The 21,014-nt window shown below is 30.3% G+C and carries 22 protein-coding genes; 9 read left to right on the plus strand and 13 right to left on the minus strand.

Translation table 11 applies throughout. The annotated features are described in order from the left end of the window. The 4 genes from JE46_RS17375 to JE46_RS17390 all read right to left on the minus strand — a co-directional run bounded on the left by JE46_RS17375 (position 1) and on the right by JE46_RS17390 (position 4,917). Positions 1-516: a DinB family protein gene (locus tag JE46_RS17375; RefSeq protein WP_031456553.1), complete on the minus strand. Its 516-nt coding sequence runs from the start codon at positions 514-516 to the stop codon at positions 1-3. A gap of 11 nt (positions 517-527) precedes the next feature. Beyond that, positions 528-3,113, minus strand: coding sequence for a phosphoenolpyruvate carboxylase (locus JE46_RS17380; protein ID WP_031456554.1), 2,586 nt, complete (start codon positions 3,111-3,113; stop codon positions 528-530). A gap of 92 nt (positions 3,114-3,205) precedes the next feature. Beyond that, a complete protein-coding gene (locus JE46_RS17385; RefSeq protein ID WP_007805990.1) occupies positions 3,206-3,685 on the minus strand; it encodes an Lrp/AsnC family transcriptional regulator in 480 nt (159 codons plus the stop codon). A gap of 77 nt (positions 3,686-3,762) precedes the next feature. Continuing rightward, on the minus strand, positions 3,763-4,917 hold the full coding sequence (locus JE46_RS17390) for a M14 family metallopeptidase (protein WP_031456555.1): 1,155 nt from the start codon (positions 4,915-4,917) through the stop codon (positions 3,763-3,765). Positions 4,918-5,230: 313 nt separating this feature from the next. Between JE46_RS17390 and JE46_RS17395 the strand changes: the two genes are divergently transcribed. Next, positions 5,231-5,677, plus strand: a complete 447-nt coding sequence (locus JE46_RS17395; protein ID WP_031456556.1) for a helix-turn-helix domain-containing protein — start codon at positions 5,231-5,233, stop codon at positions 5,675-5,677. Positions 5,678-5,799: 122 nt separating this feature from the next. Here JE46_RS17395 and JE46_RS17400 read toward each other — a convergent pair whose 3' ends face one another. Both JE46_RS17400 and JE46_RS17405 read right to left on the minus strand, forming a co-directional pair. After that, positions 5,800-6,810, minus strand: a complete 1,011-nt coding sequence (locus JE46_RS17400; RefSeq protein ID WP_031456557.1) for a hypothetical protein — start codon at positions 6,808-6,810, stop codon at positions 5,800-5,802. A 124-nt stretch (positions 6,811-6,934) separates the two neighbouring features. Continuing rightward, entirely contained in the window at positions 6,935-7,486 is a 552-nt protein-coding gene (locus JE46_RS17405; RefSeq protein ID WP_031456558.1) for a 1-acyl-sn-glycerol-3-phosphate acyltransferase, read from the minus strand. 63 nt (positions 7,487-7,549) lie between these two features. On the opposite strand from JE46_RS17405, the gene JE46_RS17410 reads away from it, so the two are divergent. The 5 genes from JE46_RS17410 to JE46_RS17430 are packed head-to-tail and all read left to right on the plus strand — an operon-like array spanning position 7,550 to position 10,448. Continuing rightward, complete coding sequence (locus tag JE46_RS17410) at positions 7,550-8,215, plus strand: spermidine synthase (RefSeq protein WP_031456559.1); 666 nt, start codon at positions 7,550-7,552, stop codon at positions 8,213-8,215. A gap of 6 nt (positions 8,216-8,221) precedes the next feature. Continuing rightward, positions 8,222-8,899: a peptidoglycan DD-metalloendopeptidase family protein gene (locus JE46_RS17415; RefSeq protein ID WP_031456560.1), complete on the plus strand. Its 678-nt coding sequence runs from the start codon at positions 8,222-8,224 to the stop codon at positions 8,897-8,899. Positions 8,900-8,905: 6 nt separating this feature from the next. Continuing rightward, on the plus strand, positions 8,906-9,376 hold the full coding sequence (locus tag JE46_RS17420; RefSeq protein WP_031456561.1) for a hypothetical protein: 471 nt from the start codon (positions 8,906-8,908) through the stop codon (positions 9,374-9,376). Positions 9,377-9,396: 20 nt separating this feature from the next. Beyond that, positions 9,397-9,921 carry a hypothetical protein gene (locus JE46_RS17425; RefSeq protein WP_031456562.1) on the plus strand — a complete coding sequence of 175 codons (525 nt, stop codon included), beginning with the start codon at positions 9,397-9,399 and terminating at the stop codon, positions 9,919-9,921. Positions 9,922-9,971: 50 nt separating this feature from the next. Next, positions 9,972-10,448: a nuclear transport factor 2 family protein gene (locus tag JE46_RS17430; protein ID WP_031456563.1), complete on the plus strand. Its 477-nt coding sequence runs from the start codon at positions 9,972-9,974 to the stop codon at positions 10,446-10,448. Between the two features lie 56 nt (positions 10,449-10,504). Here the strand turns inward: JE46_RS17430 and JE46_RS17435 are convergent, their stop codons facing one another. The 6 genes from JE46_RS17435 to JE46_RS17460 form a co-directional block, all read right to left on the minus strand. Further along, positions 10,505-11,767 carry a nucleoside permease gene (locus JE46_RS17435; RefSeq protein WP_031456564.1) on the minus strand — a complete coding sequence of 421 codons (1,263 nt, stop codon included), beginning with the start codon at positions 11,765-11,767 and terminating at the stop codon, positions 10,505-10,507. 65 nt (positions 11,768-11,832) lie between these two features. Further along, positions 11,833-12,525, minus strand: a complete 693-nt coding sequence (cmk, locus tag JE46_RS17440) for a (d)CMP kinase (protein ID WP_031456565.1) — start codon at positions 12,523-12,525, stop codon at positions 11,833-11,835. A gap of 34 nt (positions 12,526-12,559) precedes the next feature. Continuing rightward, the gene (locus JE46_RS17445; RefSeq protein ID WP_031456566.1) at positions 12,560-13,159 is read right to left on the minus strand and encodes a murein L,D-transpeptidase catalytic domain-containing protein; all 600 of its coding nucleotides are present in this window, start codon (positions 13,157-13,159) and stop codon (positions 12,560-12,562) included. 9 nt (positions 13,160-13,168) lie between these two features. After that, positions 13,169-14,188 (minus strand): type IX secretion system protein PorQ, encoded by a 1,020-nt coding sequence (gene porQ / locus JE46_RS17450; RefSeq protein ID WP_031456567.1) that lies wholly within the window; start codon positions 14,186-14,188, stop codon positions 13,169-13,171. Between the two features lie 196 nt (positions 14,189-14,384). Beyond that, entirely contained in the window at positions 14,385-15,485 is a 1,101-nt protein-coding gene (locus JE46_RS17455) for a BT_3928 family protein (protein ID WP_031456568.1), read from the minus strand. A gap of 59 nt (positions 15,486-15,544) precedes the next feature. Next, entirely contained in the window at positions 15,545-16,087 is a 543-nt protein-coding gene (locus JE46_RS17460) for a DUF1599 domain-containing protein (RefSeq protein WP_031456569.1), read from the minus strand. Positions 16,088-16,242: 155 nt separating this feature from the next. Between JE46_RS17460 and folP the strand changes: the two genes are divergently transcribed. Next, entirely contained in the window at positions 16,243-17,064 is an 822-nt protein-coding gene (folP, locus tag JE46_RS17465; RefSeq protein ID WP_031456570.1) for a dihydropteroate synthase, read from the plus strand. A gap of 6 nt (positions 17,065-17,070) precedes the next feature. Then, the gene (locus tag JE46_RS17470; RefSeq protein WP_031456571.1) at positions 17,071-17,697 is read left to right on the plus strand and encodes a hypothetical protein; all 627 of its coding nucleotides are present in this window, start codon (positions 17,071-17,073) and stop codon (positions 17,695-17,697) included. A gap of 1 nt (position 17,698) precedes the next feature. Here JE46_RS17470 and JE46_RS17475 read toward each other — a convergent pair whose 3' ends face one another. After that, positions 17,699-18,511 (minus strand): M48 family metallopeptidase, encoded by an 813-nt coding sequence (locus tag JE46_RS17475; RefSeq protein WP_031456572.1) that lies wholly within the window; start codon positions 18,509-18,511, stop codon positions 17,699-17,701. A 326-nt stretch (positions 18,512-18,837) separates the two neighbouring features. Here JE46_RS17475 and JE46_RS17480 point away from each other — a divergent pair, with 326 nt between their 5' ends. Continuing rightward, positions 18,838-21,000 carry a histidine kinase gene (locus JE46_RS17480; protein WP_244881899.1) on the plus strand — a complete coding sequence of 721 codons (2,163 nt, stop codon included), beginning with the start codon at positions 18,838-18,840 and terminating at the stop codon, positions 20,998-21,000. The last annotated feature ends 14 nt before the right edge of the window (positions 21,001-21,014 follow it).

Raw genomic sequence — 21,014 nt, forward strand, 5'->3', positions numbered from 1 at the left:
TTACAAGTATCTTTCAGAAATCACTCTTAAATGATGATTTTGATGACCTGTAATAATAAACCCAATTGCTCTTACTGAAATAGCTGTATTTGAAGCTGTGCCCATAAAAAAAAGCTGTTCTTCATTTAGACTCTCAAAAAAACTGATTGTTGCTTTTCTGGTATTTTCATATTCAGCCAATAAACTTTCTATTGAACGAGAATTAGCAAATGCAAATGGCACATAATCATTTTCTTCAAATCCAGGTAAAGGCGTTTGATCTCCTCTACTGATTCTTAAGGCACGATATGCAAAAATACGCTCCGTGTCTATCATATGTAGCACAATATCTTTGATTGTCCATTTTCCTTCTGCATAACGATATTCTAATTTTTCATCTGGAATATTTTTTACAAAATTAACCAGCTGAGACAAACCCTCTATCAAGCCTTGCACTAATGTTTTATCACCAGCAGCTTTAATATAAGTCGCATTAAAAATAGAATATTCATTTGTTGGTAAATCTGAAGCTATCATAAATTTAAGATTTAAGCAGAGTTTCTACTTGCATTTGTATTTCCAAAAAGTGAACGCGTTACAATTTTTTCATATACTTTAATCAAATCCTGATCAATTACTTTTTCTTTGTTCAATTCATTAATCCTTAACAAAGCATATTGCTGTATTGTTAACAATGGCAACACGATACGTTCTCTAATTTGAATTGAAGCTTTACCATCAGGGTAATTTTCCATTAATGTTTTATGACCGGCAATTTTAAGCAAAAGACGTTCTGTTTCTAAAAACTCATCATAGATGATTTGCCAGAATTCACCAAATTCAGGGTCTTTTCTCATGTAAGCTGTTAATGGTAAAAATGATTTTGCCAGCGACATCATACTATTTTCTAAAAGCGTTTTAAAGAATAAGGAATTATGATACAAATCACTTATTTTATCCCATTGATTCGTTTCTTCAAAATGTTTTAAAGCTGATCCAACTCCAAAAAATCCAGGAACATTTTGTTTTAACTGACTCCATGAACCTACAAAAGGAATTGCTCTTAAATCTGCAAAATCCAATTGTTCAGATTTACTTCTTTTAGATGGACGGCTTCCGATATTTGTTTTAGAATAGTATTTTAAGGTACTCATTTTTTCCAAATAAGGGATGAATTTAGGATGATTTTTAAAACTCAAATATTTATCATATCCTAAGCTTGCCAATTGGGTTAAAATAGCTGTTTCCTCAACACTCAATTCATTTTTCTCCTTACTAAACACCTGATTTGTTACTCCGGCACTTAATAAATTTTCGATATTGTAACGACAAGAATCTAATGTTCCAAAATTAGAACTAATAGTTTGTCCCTGAACTGTAATTTGAATTTCGTTATTCTCAATTTTAGGTCCTAATGACGCATAGAACTTATGTGTTTTTCCACCACCACGCGCAGGAGGCCCACCACGTCCATCAAAGAAAATAGCTTTTATACCATATTTTCTTGAAATTTGGGTAAGCTCAATTTTCGCCTGATAGATACTCCAGTTTGCCATTAAATAACCACCATCTTTTGTTCCGTCAGAGAAACCAAGCATAATAGTTTGTTTATTATCACGGGATTTCAAATGTGCTGCATATTCAGGATTCGTATATAACTGCTCCATTATTGAATGCGCATTTTGCAAATCATCAACTGATTCGAAAAGTGGAATAATATCAACCGTAGGGTTTTCCCAATTATTTAAGCGAATCATAGCAAAAGTCTCCATTACATTCAATGCACTTTCATTGTTACTAATGATGTAACGATTTGCACCAAATTCACCATTATTTTCCTGAATCGTTTTGATTGCCTGAACAGACTCTAAAGTCAGTTTGGTAATTTCATTGTCAAAATCTGCAGGATTTAAATCACCTTTAACTTTTGACAGAACAACTAACTTTTCATCCTCGGATAAATCAAAATAATTTTCGGGGAATATTTTTGAATCTGAATTTAAATAATAACTTACAACATCATGAAAAACTGCATTGTGAATTTTACTGTTCTGACGAATATCTAAAGTAGCAAAATGAAACCCAAACAAATTAATTTTAACCAATAATGCTTCTAATTCATCCAGATATAAAGATTGATGCTTTTCTATAATTATATTTCTGATTTTATTTAGCTGAGTTAGCAATTCATCTAAAGTAATATAAATTTCACCTTTAGAATAAAAAACAGATCTATAAAGTTTATATTCAAGTTCAGCCACCAAAGTATCTACACCTGAAAAAGTTAACTTTCTTTTCAGGTTTCGCATTTCAACATAATAACATTTCAAAATTGAAGTACGTAGACGTTCTGCAACTTTTAATGTAATATCTGTAGTTACAAAAGGATTTCCATCACGATCACCTCCCGGCCAGAAACCAAGTTTTATCAACTGATTTTGAATCGCCTCTCCCTGAAGAATATTTTTCTGCAAATAATGAACTATCTCTCCTGCAGTTTCATAAAATACATTTTCCAAATACCAAATCAAGCTAACTGCTTCATCATATGGATTTGGCTTTTCATTTTGTATAAATGGAGTTTTTCCCAACTGTGCTAACAACTGTTTTATTTTTAATAAATCATTTTGCCTGATTGCCTCAGTTAAATCATTTATAATACCAAGAACAGGCCCAGGATAAAATTGTGTAGGATGAGCAGTTAAAACAGTTCTAACGTTGAAATTTTCAAGAAACTCAATCAATTCATCGTCTTTTTCTTTTGCATCTGATTTTTCTTTGATATCACGAAGAGAGCCTCGTCCTTCCATGTTATTCACCACTGGAAAAGCAGCATCCTCAATTGCATCAAACAATACAATCTGACGTTCGATATACTGTATAAATCGAAACATCAAATCTATCTTTTCTGTCTCTGAAGCGTTATTCAAAAATTTATTTGAAAAAAAGTCAAAAATCTCCTTAGGAGTTTCCTGTTTTTTAAAGCCTGTTTCGCAGGTTTCTGTAAACAAAGGAAGCAAAACTCCTGTATTATCAATAGAATCAAAAGGTAATGTTATAAAAACACTATTATAAATATGGTATTTAGAGAGAACATCCTGATTAAAACGCTCTATTTTAGGTAACGTGTACATAATCCTTTTATAGTTGATTGGTTATTTAGTCATAAAAAAACCCCAAGAAAACTTGAGGTTATATTTTTTTTAATATAGCATTCAAGAAAATATTACATATTTTTAAAAATAGTATGCATCAAACGCTTCTTATCGTTAATACTTTCTTCTAATGAAATCATTGTTTCAGTTCTGTAAACTCCTTCGATATCATCAATCATAAAGATAACTTCTTTTGCATGTTTAGTGTCTTTCGCTCTAATTTTACAAAAAATATTAAATTTCCCTGTAGTTACTGAAGCTACAGTTACGAAAGGAATTTGGTTAATTCGCTCTAATACAAATTTTGTTTGAGATGTATTATTAAGAAACACCCCTACATACGCAATAAATGAATACCCTAATTTATCGTAATCTAAGGCTAATGAAGATCCCATGATTATCCCGGCATCTTCCATTTTTTTTACTCTAACATGTACAGTTCCGGCAGAAATCAACAATTTTTTTGCAATGTCAGTAAACGGAACTCTCGTGTTATCTATTAACATATCTAAAATCTGGTGATCTACTTCATCTAAACGAAATTTACTCATAATTCTTTAATTAATATTACTAATTTGTATTACAAAGTATAAAAATATATATAAAAAACAAGAAATTCACATAAAATTTAACTTTTTATCAATCCGTTAACAAATTTAACGTTTTTATTTAAATAAAAATTTGCTTTTTGATCAGTCTTCGGAAAATTAGTAAAATCATCTGAGTATGCAGCGCCTTTTGCATCGTAGACATAATGTCCAAAATAATTTTCTAACTCCCCTACTTCAACTATATAAGCATTAAATTGAATCTTGCCGTCAATCAATTCTTCTTTGTATTGAGCGACAAAATTCGTAATAATTTCGATACCATCATAATTTATTTTGATATTTTTATACATAAAATCATAAAAAACCACTTTATTTTGTGAAATATTCAAATAATCAACAATCCTGTTATTAACTATATCGTTTTCGAAAAGCGCTTTAAAACCTGCAATAAGCGAAAAGAAGATAAACTTTCTGGTAACTTCTCTCTTGTAATCATTTTGAAAATGACCAGCTTCGAACAAAATTGTCGGCACACCTAAATATTGAAAAGTATCCCCTATACAATTAATATTAAACGAATCATCGAAACGTCCTACTTGTCCGGGTATGTATTTCTGCAACTCATCATTAATCGCAGCAATTAAATTAATTGCCTTTAATCTGTTCTCATTAATTTCCCGTTCTTCATTATAAGAAGGAGCTAAAAATGAAACAGTAGCCGGTTTTCCTGTTTCGCCAGCTCCAAAAATAGTGCGCTGATCATGTAGATTAAAACAAAAATGAGGATTAAATCCTTCGAAAACCTCTCTTAAAACTCTACTTTCTGGTTGTGTCAGATTTTGCGAATCTCTATTTAAATCAATTTCATTTGCATTGGCACGAGTATACAATTCTGCTCCGTCAGGATTCAGTATAGGTATGCACAAAAAAGTAAAAGATGAAAGCACATTTTCAGCAAACTCAGAACCACTATTCAAAACATTAATAAAATCAAACAATGCTTTAGTGGTTGTACTTTCATTTCCATGCATTTGAGACCACAAATAAATTCGCGTTTCTCCTGAACCAATTTCATAACTATATATAGGTTTACCTAAAACAGATTCTCCAACAACCTTAACCTGATTATTTTTATTAATTCTGTCTAATATTGGCTGAATATGTTCTAAGATCAGATAACGACCTTCGATAGACTGCTCTTTGTATTGATTAAATAACTCTTCTAAATTCATTGTCTTTTTAATTAGTTTACAAAAGTAAATATCTTTATTTAAACATCTGTAAACGGATAAAAATAATACTAATTCATATTTGTAAACAATTTTAAATTCAATATAAATTTAAAATACAATTTTTAAAAACTTTAAAATATAAAATGTTAATATTAAAATTAAAAAACTAAATATCAATATTTTAAAACAAATCACTTATAGTATTAAATTAAAAAATAGATTACTTTATCTTTATACAATTTCATAAAAAAGAATTAAATAATTTCTTTTTTATTTACATTTGTAAACACCAACATACAAATTATAATTCACAATGATAAACATAGATGATTTTGTAAAAAGACTTGAAGCTATACTAGACTATTACAATTTAAACGCTTCCTCATTTGCAGATAAAATTGGAGTACAACGTTCTAGTATGTCTCATCTTCTCTCAGGAAGAAACAAACCTAGTTTAGATTTTATATTAAAGATTTCAGAAGTTTTCCCTGAGGTTGATTTGTATTGGATTTTAATTGGAAAGGGAAATTTTCCTAAAAACAATGATGAAGAAATAAATACCAAAAAAAATAACACATCTGAAATTGGAAATATAACCCCTCTCCCTTCGGATGAAAATTTATCTTTTAAAACTCATGATTCTGAAAAAGTAAAATCACAAAAAAAATCGGTTTTTAAAAATTTTAATGCCGAAGAATCTGAAATTGAAAAAATCTTATTTTTTTATAAAGACGGAACTTTTAAAGCATATTCTCCATAATTCAAAAAATTAGTCACTGATTTGATTTAATACGAAAATAATTTTCATATACTCGACTCAACTAAATAAAATAACCTCAATCCAAAATTATGAACTGAGGTTATTAACAAATATTCAAATAATTATTTTCTTAAAACAAAAACAGAAGTCACACCTGCCTCTGCCCTTACATTTACCGGAGCAAAATCACCAGATGTTGTTGGAAAACTATAAGTTAAAACTTCTCCTCCTGCATTAAGCCTTTCAGCAACATAGATCTTTTTTGTTACATTATCGTACGCAACATCTACCGGATTTCCTAAAAGAGAATTAGATCCATAAACTCTTATTTGATTTGTTAAAGCAATTGTGCCAGCCGCGGCAGTTGAATTGAAAACACTGGAGAAATTTTTAATTACAACCAATCCACCATCAGTTCCTGAACTCGCACTGGCTACATCTGTCAAGATCATAACATCATCTGAAGCTGAATAAGTAATTCCATGAGTACGAACCAATCCGGCTATTGTTACACGTTTAGTTGCAGCAATTGTTCCGGAAACATTACTCATGAAATTTTTAAATAATACAATATCACCAGTCAAATCAACAACAGCGTACAAATCATTTCCATTAATATGAATTCCCCAAAGCTTAAAATCAGTTGTAAAAGTTTTTTGCAGGGCAAAACCTGTTGGCGATTTTTTATAAACAAAAAGTTTGTTTACCATACCGTTTGAAGCCAATTGATCCTGAGCCACTACAACAATATCTCCTGAAACTGCAGTTTCTCTCGCATTTGTAAATTCTCCTGTCAAACTGCTTAACGATAAAGTTAAATTATCTGTTCCGGCTTTAATTGCACTTTTAATTCCCGAATAAGTCTCTAATTTGTTGTTACTCCTTGAAGCTACAATAACAGCATCAGATTCACTATTATATGAAATTCCTTCAGCATCTAATGAAGCTATCGTAAAAGATTTTACTGTTGAAGTTGTAGAAAGCAAATCCATGTAAGTAATTTTCCCTGAAGTGTTACTGGAAGTTACCAAAGTTGATTCGGCTTTTACACTATTATTATCATTAGAATCATTATTATCACAAGAAGTGAAAAGCAAGACTAAAAAAACGGACGTAATAAATAGATTTTTCATATATATAATTTTAAGGTTAATTACATCTACGAAAATTTTAGTATTATGGATTTAATGTGATTTAATAAATCTATTTTACACAATAGTAATTTGTCTCAAAAATTATTCTGATTAAAATATAGACTCAAAGTATATATCCATTTTCAGGGATTTTACCAATAACTCCATTGTAATGTTTTTTCAATACAAATAAATCAGTTTCATAATCTCCCGTTGGAAAAAATGCTTGTCCTAAATTAACTTCTTTTTTACCCCAATCAAAAGCTACTGGAATAATTGGTACTTTTGCTTTAAGTGCAATAAAATAAAACCCTGTCCTGATTTCTTTTACTTCTTTACGGGTTCCTTCCGGAGCAACTGCTAATCGAAAAATTTCTTTCCTGTCAAAAATAGACGCAATTGCATCAACTTTATTCAAGCCACCCGATCTGTCTAATGGCTCACCTCCTACACTTCTAAAATAATAACCAAACGGAAATTTAAATAATTCTTTCTTTCCTACCCAGTTCATTTCTAAACCTGATATCCCTCTTGTAAAAATTCCTAAATAAAAATCATGATTACTTGTATGCGGCATTACCATCATCACGCATTTTTTCACTTCAGCATTCTCAATCCCAACTATCTTCCAGCCCATTAGCTTAAAAAATAGAAATTTATACAACTGTTTTTTCATTAAATTCCATATTTCGCACAAAATAAAAAAATATAATGCTAAATTTGGGTAAAAGCATAAAAAATGATTCAAAAAATATTTAGTTATTTAATACCAATTAAAGTATTCAAAAAAAAATCGGGCCGCAGTAAGACAATTGAAGTAACCTGGAATAATGGAGAGTTAGTTTTAGATTCAGAAAACACAAATTACTCATATGGCAGTTTACAACGTATATTAAGATATGGATTAAGAAATATTGGTTTTAAAACTATTCAGAAAATGAATCATATTTTGGTCTTAGGAGTTGCGGGAGGAAGTGTCATAAAAACTCTAATTGATGAAATTGAATTTAAAGGCAAAATAACAGGAGTAGAAATCGATTCTGATATGATTCAGATTGCAAATGAATATTTTAACCTTTCTGAAATTAAACAATTAGAAATTATTATTGATGATGCTTTTGAATTTGTTTTGAAAACCAAAAACCAATACGATCTAATTATCATTGATATTTTTGAAGACACTAATATGCCAAATTTTTTATTTGAACGTTTTTTTAGCGAAAGAATCTGTTCCATATTAAAAGATCAGGGATTTGTTCTTTTTAATACCATGATACTTAATGAAAAAGATAATGTTAGAAATCGTAAATACATTTCAGAAATTAATACTAAATTATACATTACTAAAATGCTACCTCGGGTAGAGCATCATAATGAATTGATTATTATTGAAAAAGTTGCTTAATCTATTATGAAACCTCTTTCTTCTATATTAAAAAGTATTCCACCATCAAAAGTTATTGATTCAGATATTGATTATTCAAAATATATAACTTTAGATTTATCTATAAACAACCAGGATTTAGCAGGAAACAAAACCGGAAATTCTGCTGATTTTGAAGAATATATCACTCATTATTTAAAAAAAAATAATGCCAAAGTAGCTTTTGGCGGTTATATTGAAGGACGGACTTTGTATCAACGAAGTTCTATTTTTAAAAATGATTTAATTTCTGAACGCAATATCCATATTGGTCTTGATTTATGGATAAAAGCAGGCACTTCAGTTTTAGCCGCTCTTGATGGGAAAATCCATAGTTTCAAAAACAATGTTGGATTAGGCGACTATGGTCCAACTATAATTTTGGAACATGAAATTGAAAATCAAAAATTTTATACTTTATACGGGCATTTATCGTTAGAAAGTATAGAAGGGATTAGCATTGGTGATTTTTTTAAAAAAGGAGAATATCTGGCTAGCATCGGGAATTCAGAAGTAAATGGCGATTATGCTCCACACTTACATTTCCAAATTATTAAAAATATAGAAAACTATTGGGGTGATTACCCTGGTGTCTGTAACACAAAAGACTTAAATTTCTATATAGAAAACTGCCCGGATCCCAATTTATTATTAAAAATAACATAAATAATTATGAAGAAAGCAGGATTGATTATATGTTTGTTACTGTTAATAGGCTGCAAATCTAAAACAGTCAGCAGAAGTACTGAAGATCTAAAAATTAAAAAAGTTTTAGAAGCCGAAATAAATTCAAATCAGCAAAATAAGGCCTATTCATTAGGAAAAAGAGTTCTTGAAACATGCAATACATCAAAGTTTAAGCCTTTTAATGAAACTGAAGTAACTAAATCAGTTATGGAGAACACGACTGAAGAACGCCTGACCAAAACCTGTTTGAGATTTCGCCAATATTATGGAAGCTTTGTAGATTTAAAATTAGATGGAGTTTACAAAACCAAACAGGAGACTATTTACCGCTATCGTGCTTTATACACAAAAAAGGTAGCCAATAAGGAACTTAGGATTTTTGTAAATGAAGAAAATTTGATTTCTGCTATAAAATCAATGGATTGGGATGAGAAATTTGATGCTAAAAACAATTAAACAAATAACTTGATATACTTATGACTTTAAAATTATCCTTCTTTTCGTTTCTTTTGATTTCATTTTTTGCAAGCGCCCAGCAAACTATAAGTATAAAAGGCTCAAAACCATTTCCTGCGACTGAAAATTATACTTTTATTTGTGAAAAATATATTCTTACCGGAGAAATAGATGTACAGATTGCAAAAACTGATAAAGGAGGGATTTTAAAACTTACAATTGCTACTGCAAATGATAAAACGAGAATTTCAGGAGGTGTATATGTTGATTTAGCAAATGCTGATGTAATTGCATGTGTTGACAAAAATATTAAGGAAACTGAAGAAGGGAAAACAACTTCTTATTATTATTTTACCCCAGCAGAATTTTTAAAACTAAAGAAAACAGATATAAAAGCAATTAGATTTATACTTACGGGGAATTCAAACACTTTTGGAAATCAGACAGGTTATTTCACAGCTATAAGCAGAATAAATTATTTTTCGACTGCTTTTGACAAATCCAAAAAAACTTTTGATACTGCTGCAGCAATTAGTCTTCTATAAAGTTTATTTAACCAAAAATAATCTTACTTTTATAGTCTAATTTTGTTAAAATGAATTCAAACGAAAATTTAATTTCTAAGTTTTATACTGCATTTGCAAATGCAGATGCTAAAACAATGTGCGAATGTTATCATCCTAAAGTTCACTTTGTAGACCCTGCTTTTGGCCTTTTAAAGGAAAAACAGGTTTCTAAAATGTGGGAAATGCTAATTTTAAAAAGCAAAGGAGATATCAAAATTGAATTTTCAAATATAAAAGCAGATGAATTTTCAGGATCTGCCCGTTGGGTTGCTACTTATAATTTTAGTAAAACGAATAGAAAAGTAATCAATCGAATTTCTGCTGAATTTCTTTTTCAGGATGGGCTAATCATAAAACACACAGATAATTTTGATGTTTGGAAATGGGCAAAACAAGCTTTCGGAATTACCGGATATTTATTAGGATGGACCGGCTTTTTTCAAAATAAAATAAAAGAACAAGCATTGCTATCGCTTAAAAAATTCCAACAGGCTAACACTAACTAGAATATATTTTTATAAAAAAATCCCACCTGTTATGGTGGAATTTTTTTGTCTCTATATTAATGCTCTAAACTTTCTAACTCCTTTGGATTGTGTTTATATTTAAACAAAATTGCAAAAGCTATTGCAATAACAAACGCATAAGCCGCAAATGAAAACCATACATTTGGCCATTGTATTTTATTTCCAATGGTAAAATAACTTACTGTTCGTCCTGCCAGCTCACCACCAATTATAGCTCCTATACCATTAGTCATTAACATAAAAAGTCCCTGAGCACTTGATCTGATTTTGCTGTCGGTTTGTTTTTCAACAAATAGGGATCCTGAAATATTAAAAAAGTCAAATGCCATTCCGTATACTATCATTGATAATATGAGAAAAATAACTCCTGAACCTGGATTCCCTATTCCAAATAATGCAAAACGTAAAACCCATGCAATCATACTAAAAATCATAACTTGTTTAATTCCGAATCGCTTTAAGAAAAATGGAATTGTTAAAATAAACAGCGTTTCTGAAATTTGCGATAACGAAATAATAAAAACAGAATGTTCTACTCCAAAAGTCCCCTGATATTCCGGATTAGAACCAAAATCCCTTATGAAGGTATCACCAAACATATTCGTAATTTGTAATGCAGCACCGAGTAACATAGCAAAGACAAAGAATATTGCCATTTTCTTTTGTTTAAAAAGTACAAAACTATCTAAGCCAAATTTACTTGTCAGCGACTGATTACTATTTTTGTTTTCTGCAGGAACATCGGGTAAAGTAAAACAAAAAAGACCTGTAATAATCATAGATACTGAAGCAAAAACAAATTGAAGCGTATTCGATTTCCAATCCGTTAAATCAGTTATCCACATGGCTATTATAAAACCTACAGTTCCCCATACACGAATTGGAGTAAAAGTTTTTTGAACATCAAAACTGAATTTATTTAAAACGGCATAACTTACAGAATTGTTTAACGCTATAGTTGGCATATAAAAACAACTTGTTGCAAAAATAATCCAGTACATTTCTGTTGAATTGGTTGCTCTGGTTGCAAAATATATGGCAACTCCGGCAATAATATGTGAAATTCCCAATACTTTTTGTGCACTGAGATATTTATCTGCAATAATACCAAGTAAAGCCGGCATAAATAAACTTGCCCAGCCCATTGAACCATATGTTCTGCCAATAGACAAACCAATACTACTTCCTTCTAAAGGACCAAAAACCTGCCCCATATATCCACCTAACGAAATCAACCATATTCCCCATACAAAAAACTGGAAAAAATTCATGATTGTAAGCCTTAGTTTTATATTCATAATAGTTATTTGTCTTTAAATGATTAAGCGGTAAAACTACTATTAAAAATGAAATCTACAAAGAATTAAACTTTTTTAACAACTTCATTTACTAATTCTAAAACTGCGGCAAATTGTTCTTCCTTATTTAGGTAAGAATTATCAATTTCTATTGCATCTTCAGCAATTACTAATGGAGAATCTTCACGGTGTGTATCTATATAATCTCTTTCGACAACATTTTTTAAAACCTCGTCATAAGATACTTTATCACCTTTTTGTTGTAGTTCATCAAAACGTCTTTGTGCACGGGTTTCTGCACTGGCTGTCATGAAAATTTTGAGTTCTGCAGCAGGGAAAACTACAGTTCCAATATCCCTTCCGTCCATGACAATAGCTTTATTAGTTCCCATTTCCTTTTGTTGTTCTACTAATTTAGAACGAACTTCAGAAACTTCTGCAACTTTACTCACAAAACTGGAAACTTCTATAGTACGGATTTGTTTTTCAACATTTTCACCATTCAGATACATTTCTGCAAAACCTAAATCAGAATTGTATTTAAACTCCAATTGAATTTTAGGCAGTGAATCAATTAAAGCTTTTTTATCAAAAAAATCGGCTTTAATAAAATTATTATTCATTGCAAAAAAAGCAACCGCTCGGTACATTGCTCCAGTGTCTACATAAACATAAGCAAGTTCCTTCGCTAATTGTTTTGCTAAAGTGCTTTTTCCGGTTGATGAAAAGCCGTCAATAGCAATGGTAATATTTCTCAAAGTGGTGGTTTTAAATTATGGAGTTTTATTAATTTTAATAATAAATATCTAAAAGTATGTTTGATTTTGAAGAATCAATAATTTTTTCAATTCTTTTAAAAAATTGCTCATTCACCATTGGGCAACCATGGCTGCGGCTGATGGAACGATCTTGTTCTTCGTATGGCACGGCCGAATAATAATGCAGAACAATAGCTCTCTTGAATGCATTACTATTGGTTTCATCCAGACCAGAGAGTCGATATGCTTTTCCAAAAATTCCATTATAATTATTTCCAATAGAATATCTTCCCAGCGAAGTGCAATTTGAATTTGGCACATTGCTAAATTTTAAGTTGCCTATAATTCCGGTTTCAGAACCACATCCATGGGCAACAAGCCCCTGATCTAAAATTTTATTGTTCTGTAGATCATAAACAAAAAAACGATTTTTCCCGGATGGAATTCTCATATCAATAAAAAATGCAATTTTAGAGTTGTATTTAGAACTGGCATTCAACATTGATTTCATTTCATCAATTCTAAAATTAATTCTTTCAATTTCCAGACTATTAGGTTCATCTTTAAAAAAAGGTTTAGCGCTGATAAATAAACCAGAAATAATTACAACTAAAATTAAATTAAATATTTTCATATAAAATTATTATTGAAGATTAATATTTAAACCAAAAAGACTTGTATTTGCTGCTAACGTATATTTAGAATACGAATAATTAAATTTTAATCGATTCATTTTTAATCCAAAACCTAACGAAACCCCTGAGAAATTACGTTGTTCTTCAATTCTTAATTCTTCAGCTCTTCGAAAATTGTATCCTAATCGAATGTTGAATGCTTTTTTAGGAAAAAGTTCTATTCCAAAAACCACATGTCTCAAAGCATTATTTACGAATGAAACCTTATCTTCCTGCGTTGAACCATCTATATTGCCTTCTCCTCGCACAGGGTTCGAAAAAGAGATGTTCCATTGTTGCAAATTTTCTAAAGAAAGATGCCATCTGATTGGCACGTGATCCAATTCCTGAGAAACCCCTGCAATAATCTCAAGCGGTAATTTTTCCTTAATCCCTGAATAAGTGGTAAACTGAGTCCCAATATTACGAATTGACAAAGCCCAATTTACATCATTCCTCTCATCAATGAACAAAAAACCTAAATCTAATGCACCACCAACAGAATTATAACTCTCTAAAGTTGATGTGATTAATTTTGCATTTGCACCAATATGAATATCTGTATATGGAATATTATATGCATAACCTACTGCAAGAGCACCCTCACTTCCTGTAAAATCTGAAGTAGCCTGGCCATTTTCATCATATCCCTCAAAAGTACCATAATTTATGTAGCTTATACCCGCATAAAATGTTTGTAAATGTCTGTCGTACGTATAGGCATACGAAGCTGTTCCGTAAGTTGCTTCACCATAATAATTACCATAATTCATTGCTAAATGATTATCCATATCTGTATTTAATGTTGCCGGGTTAAACATTACCTGATTTACATCTTCATCATAAATGGTAATTGCTTTTCCGCCCAAGGCTGCCTGTCTTGGCGAACTTGTCAAATTTAAAAACTGATAAGCATACCTCCCGCCTATTTGTCCATAAGAGAAGGAAACATTCAAAAACAAAAAAAACAGAGTAATTTTTTTCAACATGTATGTTAAGGGCTTAATCTGCATTAGAACGTAAATATGAAGATAAAATTATAATTTTGAAACATTTATATTTTAAAATATAACTCAAAATCTACATATATTTTGTAAACTGCAGCAAAAGTACAAAAAAATAAATTGCAATAACAACTTAATTATGAAACATTTACAACTTAAAAATTCTTTTTAAACAGTAGGATTACAATATCAATTTCTCGATATCATTATAATGTACTTTTTGAATAATAGTACCATTTTGAATAACAACAATACTTGGATTAGACCTTTCAATTGTTTTTAAAGCGATTGCATCACAAAAGTAAAAATCAACGTTTAAGCCATATTGTTTTTTAGTTTTTGCAATTATTTCATCAGATGATGCAGTCATTGCAATTACTTTATATCCTTTAGATTTGGCTTCGACATTTAACTTTTCTAAGTTTTTCATACCATCAGGATTAGACAATGCCAAATCATATGTTACAAAAACCAGTAATTTTGGCTCTTTCAGCAATTCTTCTTTATAATCAGAACCCTCTTTGGTCATTGTAAAATCATGAATTGGCGGCACATAACCTTCTGTTATTACTTTATCTTTTCGGTCAACAAATATTGCCCCTTCAGGGATGTTCATTAAATCTTTTTCGGTGAATTCCTTATCAACACCGTTTACTTTATAGATAAAAATCATTTCAACTACAGATTTTGGGACACCCTCCGGAATTTCCATTCCTTTTTCGATGTTTGTTCCTACTTTATAAGGTCGGAAATCTTTTATTGGATTATGATTTAAAACCCATACAGCCATAAATGCACATAAAACGACACTTAAATAAACTGCAAAATTGGTTTTTGGAGTTGCAAATAGTGGTTTTATTAATTTCTGATTGAAGAATAAAATCAGAATAAAGAATAACAAAACAACATCTTTGGTAAATGATTCCCAAGGAGTTAAATGCAAGGCATCACCAAAACAACCACAATCTTTAACTACATCGAAGTAAGCAGAATAAAAAGTTAAGAAAGTAAAGAAAATTATTAAAAGCAATAAACTCCAGATTGTAGTTTTTGTTTTATATCCAACTAATAACATTACACCCAAAACAACTTCAAAAATCACCAAAAAGATTGCTAACCCTAAAGCAAGAGGCGTTAAAAACGGCATGTTAAAAACCGGCTCGCTAAAATACTCGGCTAATTTATATGAGAAACCAACCGGATCATTCAGTTTAATTAATCCAGAGATGATAAAAAGTACGCCGACAAATATTCTTGAGAATTGAGTAATGAAATTTTTCATAATTTTAAAATAGGTACATGTAAATCCAAATGAATCTGGATTGAATTTATTTGAGGTTTTTATTTTTTAATTGGGTTTAAAATCAATGCAAAAACAGCATAATTGATCATATCCTGATAATTAGCATCAATTCCTTCAGAAACCAAAGTTTTGCCTTTATTATCTTCAATTTGTTTTACGCGAAGTAGTTTTTGAAGAATCAAATCGGTTAGTGAGCTTACGCGCATTTCACGCCAAGCCTCACCGTAATCATGATTTTTGGCTTCCATTAATTCTTTTGTCAATTTAATTTTAGCATCATATAATTCTGTTGCCTTCTCAATATCCAGATCTGGTTGTTCTACAACTCCCAATTCTAACTGAATTAAGGCCATTATCGAATAATTAATAATTCCTATGAATTCTCCTTTTTCGTCTTCATCAACTTTACGGATTTCGTTTTCCTGTAAACTTCTGATTCTTTGTGCTTTTATAAAAATTTGATCCGTCAGTGATGGAAGTCTTAAAATTCTCCATGCACTGCCGTAATCTTTCATTTTATTAATAAATAAGGTGCGGCAAACCGTAATTACATTATCAAATTCTAAGGAAGTATTCTTCATTTATTGCTGTATATTTGCTAAAATTTGTTCAAAAATAAGGATTAAATTAAATAGTTTCAAGTTTCATGTTTTCTTTGTTTCAAGTTTTTTCTAAACAAATTGTTAATCGTACAACCTGAAGCTTAAAACCTGAAACAAATAAAACTAAAAAGAAAATGTTTATTAACTGCAAAAGCCGTTTGATTGATTTAACAATTCCTAAAGTAATGGGGATTTTAAATATAACTCCTAATTCATTTTATGATGGAGGAAAATATAAAAATGAAGACGACATTCTATCGCAAACAGATAAGATGCTTTCTGAAGGCGCAACATTTATAGATATTGGCGCTTACTCCAGCAAACCAAGTGCAGAATTTGTTTCGGAACAAGAAGAGATAGAAAGGATTTTACCTGCAATTGAACTAATTTTAAAACATTTTCCTGATACTTTATTATCAATCGATACATTTAGAGCTAAAGTCGCTAAAGCCAGTATAGAAAGTGGTGCGGCAATTATAAATGACATTGCAGCTGGAGAATTAGACGATAAAATGTTTGAGGTTATTTCGCATTATAACGTTCCGTATATTATGATGCACATGCGTGGAAATCCACAGACCATGCAGACTCTTACACAATATGATGACATTGTAAAAGAAATACTTTTCTATTTTTCTGAAAAAGTAAAAAAGGCCCGAAGTTTAGGGATTAACGATTTAATTTTGGATGCCGGTTTTGGTTTTGCTAAGACAACAGATCAAAATTATGAAGTTTTGCAGAAAATGGAACTCTTTAATTTGCTCGAATTACCTGTTTTAGCAGGCGTTTCAAGAAAATCAATGATTTATAAAACACTTGATATTACACCACAGGAAGCCTTAAACGGAACAACTTTTCTAAATACAATTGCTTTGACAAAAGGAGCAAAAATTCTTCGGGTTCATGATGTTAAAGAAGCAATGGAATGTGTTACTTTGTTTACTAAAATGAGTTAAATTATTATGAAATACTTCTGTTTAATTTTTATCTGTCTCCTTTTTTCATGTGAAGAAAAAAAGGATGTTTTATTACCACAATCAAATGTTTCAATTGTAAAAGATGTTCAGGACCATTCGCCAATTTATATTTTCTTTAAAATTGAAGGGAAAGATACTTTAGCAGAAGTAAACCGAAAAAACAGCATAATTTCAACTAACTGGATTTTCAATATTGACAAACGTCTGCCTTTAAAATTAGTAATTCCTGAAGTTATAAAATTACAGGAAAAGAAACGCAAAGATAGTGCACACAAAAACGAAAAGGCGCAGAATTATTATTCCTACGCCGATTCTGTTGGAAAGAATTTAGCTTTTTTACCTTTCACGAAAGTGTATTATAAAATGAATAAGCCTAAATTTGGCATCTTGATTTATTTCACAAAAAAAAATTCAATATTAGTTAATGGGATTTCCGTTGAAAAATCCAATTTACAAAATTATTTAACTAATCTTGAGAGTGATAAACCTAACAAATTTATGTTTTCGTTTAGCACAAATATGAGTTTCGAAAATTATATTCAAAACAGAATATTAATTACTAGCTTAAAATTACCGGATTATAATTTAGTAAATGAGGAGTTTATATTTTAAATTAAATTCTAATAACCCCAACTTTTGCAGCTGTTTCTCTTGCCTGCGGAATTAGTGATTTTAAATTCGCAATTCTGGTTGCGTCAGACGGATGTGTACTTAAAAACTCAGGAGTTCCGGAGCCTCCCGATTTAGCAGACATTCTTGTCCAAAACGCAATTGAATCATCAGGATTATACCCGGCAATCGCCATAAGTGTTAGACCAATTTTGTCGGCCTCACTTTCGTTACTTCTGCTAAAAGGCAGCATCACTCCTACTTCTGATCCTAATCCATAATATTTTTGCCACATTGCCTGATTTTCCGCACTTTGATTTCCAGTAGCCACTGCAACCCCTACTGCTCCTAATTGCTGTAATTGAGCAGCACTCATTCTTTGAGCACCGTGATTTGCCAATGCATGTGAAACTTCATGTCCCATAACAGTAGCTAAACCTGACTCATTTTGTGTAATAGGCAAAATACCCGAATAAACTACAATTTTACCGCCGGGTAAGCACCAGGCATTAACTTCTTTGTTTTCTACTAACTTATATTCCCATTGATAATCTTTCAGGTATTGTGTTTGTCCTAAATAAGTTAGGTACTTTTCTGCTGCAGCTTTTATTCTTGCTCCAACAGCACTCACTTTTTGGGCATCTGCAGTTCCCGTAATTACTTTATTTTCTTTTAAGAAGGTATTATATTGTTGAAAAGATGAAGGGAATAGTTCGCTATTGGAAACAAAATTAAGATCTTTTTTTCCTGTAATTGGATTTGTTGCACAGGAAAAAACTATAAACAATGCAGCTAAGATGAATAGGTTTTTTTTCATGATTTCATTAATTTTTGATTACTGTAAATTTATTGTAATACTAACTTTTTTCCTTATAGAATTTATTTGAAAAGTACTATGATTTTAATTTTAAATACAGTTTAAAGTTTTCTTTGACTGAATATACTGCCTAAATTATTTAACTAATTTAGGCGTTTTTTTTACATAAAATAAAGATTATCAATACTTTTTATCTTATTTTTATATGCTTTATGAAAATTTTAAAAAAACACATAAAGAACAGATATTCAGCACTGTAATTTTATTTTTTTCAATTAATTTTAATGGTTATTAACTTTAAATATTTCTTTTTATTACTCTTTTCAATGATGTCAGTCTGTTTGTCTGCACAAATCGATGGCCATAATAAAAAACAATTTTCTGTTGTAAAAAAATCTCCCGAAGCCGAAGAAAAAAAAACTGTTACAGCCCTCTATAAATTATACAATAGCGGAGATGAAAAAAAAGTGCTCAAAAACACCAAAACTTTTTTAAAAAATGCAAAGTATCCCACAAATATATCCTGTGCTATTTTATTACAAGCTTATTATTATAACAAAAGAGATCTTTTAGATTCAGCAAACTACTATACCAATCAGGCACTAAAATACAGTAACAAAATAACCAATGATTCTTTAAAAAACAGACTTCAATGTTTAGGATACAATTTGTTGGGATTAAATTATAAAAAGCAAGGATTGTTTGATCTAAGCAAAAAATGGCATTTAAAAGGGCTTGACGTTTCTCAAAAATACAAAGAAACCAATTTATACTATACAAACTTACATGGTCTAGCCACTTGTTATAAAGCATTAAGAGATAACAAAAATGCTTTAAAATTATATAAAGAATGTTTAGACTATAAAAAAGATGAAGAAATAACTCTAGGGAGTTATATAAATATTGGTGATATCTATTCTGATTTAGAAGAATATGAAAAAGCCAATTATTATTACAATAAAGGAAAACAACTCAGCGAAAAAACAAATAATAAGCAAGCCGAAGCCTCAATTACCCTTAGTATTGGTGTAAATTATCAATTACAGCAAAAAACAGATGATGCCATCAAAGCTTATAATGAAGTTATATCTATTACTGATAAAAATGAATTAAACCGATTCGGTTTAATTGCCCGTGAAAATATTGGAGACACCTACATTGATTTAAAAAAATACAAGGAAGCAAAAGACGTTTTTTCGCATGCTCTTCAAAAAGCCATCCATTTTGGTTATTTAGATAATCAGGCCTATTGTTATGATGAGCTTAAAAAAATTGCTGTTTTACAGGAAGATTATAAAAGTGCTTTCGATTATCTGACTAAATCAACCAAAGTAAAGGATTCGATAAGTAAAATTGAGCAAACAAAGGAGATCAAAGAGCTCGAGATTAAATACAAAACAGCTCAGAGGGAAAAAGAAATACGTTTTTTACAACTTGACAATACAACCAAGAAATTAAAGCTCGAAAAACAGGAAGAAGCTATTGAGAACATGAATCTTCAGGAAGAAATTTCTCAAAAGATAACTGAAAATACTATACTTTTTTTTCAAAATTCATCTCAAAAAAAACTAAGCGAAATATCTCTGTTAAAAAAAGACCAACAGCTAAAATCACTTCAAATTAAACAGGAAAAAGAAACCAAATTATTAACAATTTTTGGTTTCCTGATTGTTTTGATACCTATTATCGGATTGATGCTTCAATATTATAAACGACTTAAAACGCAACGATTATTAAATATTCAACAAGCAGAAATAAGCACTCAAAATATTAATAATCTCCTGAAAGATCAGGAATTAAAATTGATAAAGGCTGCGATTAGCGGACAGGATAAAGAAAGACAACGAATTTCTCAGGAATTACATGACAGCATTGGCGGTAATCTTGCTGCCATAAAACTTCAATTGAATCATTTAATAATTTCAAATTCTCCAAAAATTAAAAATCTTAATGCCTTATTAGACGAAACTTATCAGCAGGTCAGAAATTTATCGCATACATTGATTCCCAAGAAATTTACACATCACAAATTTTGTGAAGTTTTAGAATCCTATTTTAATAATATTGGTGAAGCCAGTAATATCAAAACGGATTTTACAGTATACCCAAAAAAAGAAATTGATGCTTTACATGAAGAAATCCAGATTGAGATTTTTAAGATAATTCAGGAACTTCTGACCAATACAATAAAACATGCAAAAGCCTCAAAAATTGACTTACAGCTCAACCTTATTGAAAATGTCCTGAATATTTTATTTGAGGATAACGGTATTGGATTTAATCCGGAAAATTACAAACCCGGAATTGGTTTTATCAACTTAGAGAGCCGAATAACCAAACTAAACGGTTCTTTTGTACTAGACTCTAAACCTAAAAGAGGTACGATTGCCAATATTGAAATTCCTCTTTTATCATTATCTATAGCTGAAAATGATATAACAAAAGGAATTAACGTAAAAAAACAACTTGATAATCTAACCAAATTATAACCCCAAATTATTGA

This window comes from Flavobacterium chungangense LMG 26729 (assembly GCF_000735715.2).
GTDB classification, from domain to species: Bacteria; Bacteroidota; Bacteroidia; order Flavobacteriales; family Flavobacteriaceae; genus Flavobacterium; species Flavobacterium chungangense.

What these genes read in the sequence shown, in the direction of transcription:
- JE46_RS17375 (WP_031456553.1), bottom strand. Translation starts at nt 516, where the DNA reads ATGATAGCTTCAGATTTACCAACAAATGAATATTCTATTTTTAATGCG.
- JE46_RS17380 (WP_031456554.1), bottom strand. Translation starts at nt 3,113, where the DNA reads ATGTACACGTTACCTAAAATAGAGCGTTTTAATCAGGATGTTCTCTCT.
- JE46_RS17385 (WP_007805990.1), bottom strand. Translation starts at nt 3,685, where the DNA reads ATGAGTAAATTTCGTTTAGATGAAGTAGATCACCAGATTTTAGATATG.
- JE46_RS17390 (WP_031456555.1), bottom strand. Translation starts at nt 4,917, where the DNA reads ATGAATTTAGAAGAGTTATTTAATCAATACAAAGAGCAGTCTATCGAA.
- JE46_RS17395 (WP_031456556.1), top strand. Translation starts at nt 5,231, where the DNA reads ATGATAAACATAGATGATTTTGTAAAAAGACTTGAAGCTATACTAGAC.
- JE46_RS17400 (WP_031456557.1), bottom strand. Translation starts at nt 6,810, where the DNA reads ATGAAAAATCTATTTATTACGTCCGTTTTTTTAGTCTTGCTTTTCACT.
- JE46_RS17405 (WP_031456558.1), bottom strand. Translation starts at nt 7,486, where the DNA reads ATGAAAAAACAGTTGTATAAATTTCTATTTTTTAAGCTAATGGGCTGG.
- JE46_RS17410 (WP_031456559.1), top strand. Translation starts at nt 7,550, where the DNA reads ATGATTCAAAAAATATTTAGTTATTTAATACCAATTAAAGTATTCAAA.
- JE46_RS17415 (WP_031456560.1), top strand. Translation starts at nt 8,222, where the DNA reads ATGAAACCTCTTTCTTCTATATTAAAAAGTATTCCACCATCAAAAGTT.
- JE46_RS17420 (WP_031456561.1), top strand. Translation starts at nt 8,906, where the DNA reads ATGAAGAAAGCAGGATTGATTATATGTTTGTTACTGTTAATAGGCTGC.
- JE46_RS17425 (WP_031456562.1), top strand. Translation starts at nt 9,397, where the DNA reads ATGACTTTAAAATTATCCTTCTTTTCGTTTCTTTTGATTTCATTTTTT.
- JE46_RS17430 (WP_031456563.1), top strand. Translation starts at nt 9,972, where the DNA reads ATGAATTCAAACGAAAATTTAATTTCTAAGTTTTATACTGCATTTGCA.
- JE46_RS17435 (WP_031456564.1), bottom strand. Translation starts at nt 11,767, where the DNA reads ATGAATATAAAACTAAGGCTTACAATCATGAATTTTTTCCAGTTTTTT.
- JE46_RS17445 (WP_031456566.1), bottom strand. Translation starts at nt 13,159, where the DNA reads ATGAAAATATTTAATTTAATTTTAGTTGTAATTATTTCTGGTTTATTT.
- porQ (WP_031456567.1), bottom strand. Translation starts at nt 14,188, where the DNA reads ATGTTGAAAAAAATTACTCTGTTTTTTTTGTTTTTGAATGTTTCCTTC.
- JE46_RS17455 (WP_031456568.1), bottom strand. Translation starts at nt 15,485, where the DNA reads ATGAAAAATTTCATTACTCAATTCTCAAGAATATTTGTCGGCGTACTT.
- JE46_RS17460 (WP_031456569.1), bottom strand. Translation starts at nt 16,087, where the DNA reads ATGAAGAATACTTCCTTAGAATTTGATAATGTAATTACGGTTTGCCGC.
- folP (WP_031456570.1), top strand. Translation starts at nt 16,243, where the DNA reads ATGTTTATTAACTGCAAAAGCCGTTTGATTGATTTAACAATTCCTAAA.
- JE46_RS17470 (WP_031456571.1), top strand. Translation starts at nt 17,071, where the DNA reads ATGAAATACTTCTGTTTAATTTTTATCTGTCTCCTTTTTTCATGTGAA.
- JE46_RS17475 (WP_031456572.1), bottom strand. Translation starts at nt 18,511, where the DNA reads ATGAAAAAAAACCTATTCATCTTAGCTGCATTGTTTATAGTTTTTTCC.
- JE46_RS17480 (WP_244881899.1), top strand. Translation starts at nt 18,838, where the DNA reads ATGATGTCAGTCTGTTTGTCTGCACAAATCGATGGCCATAATAAAAAA.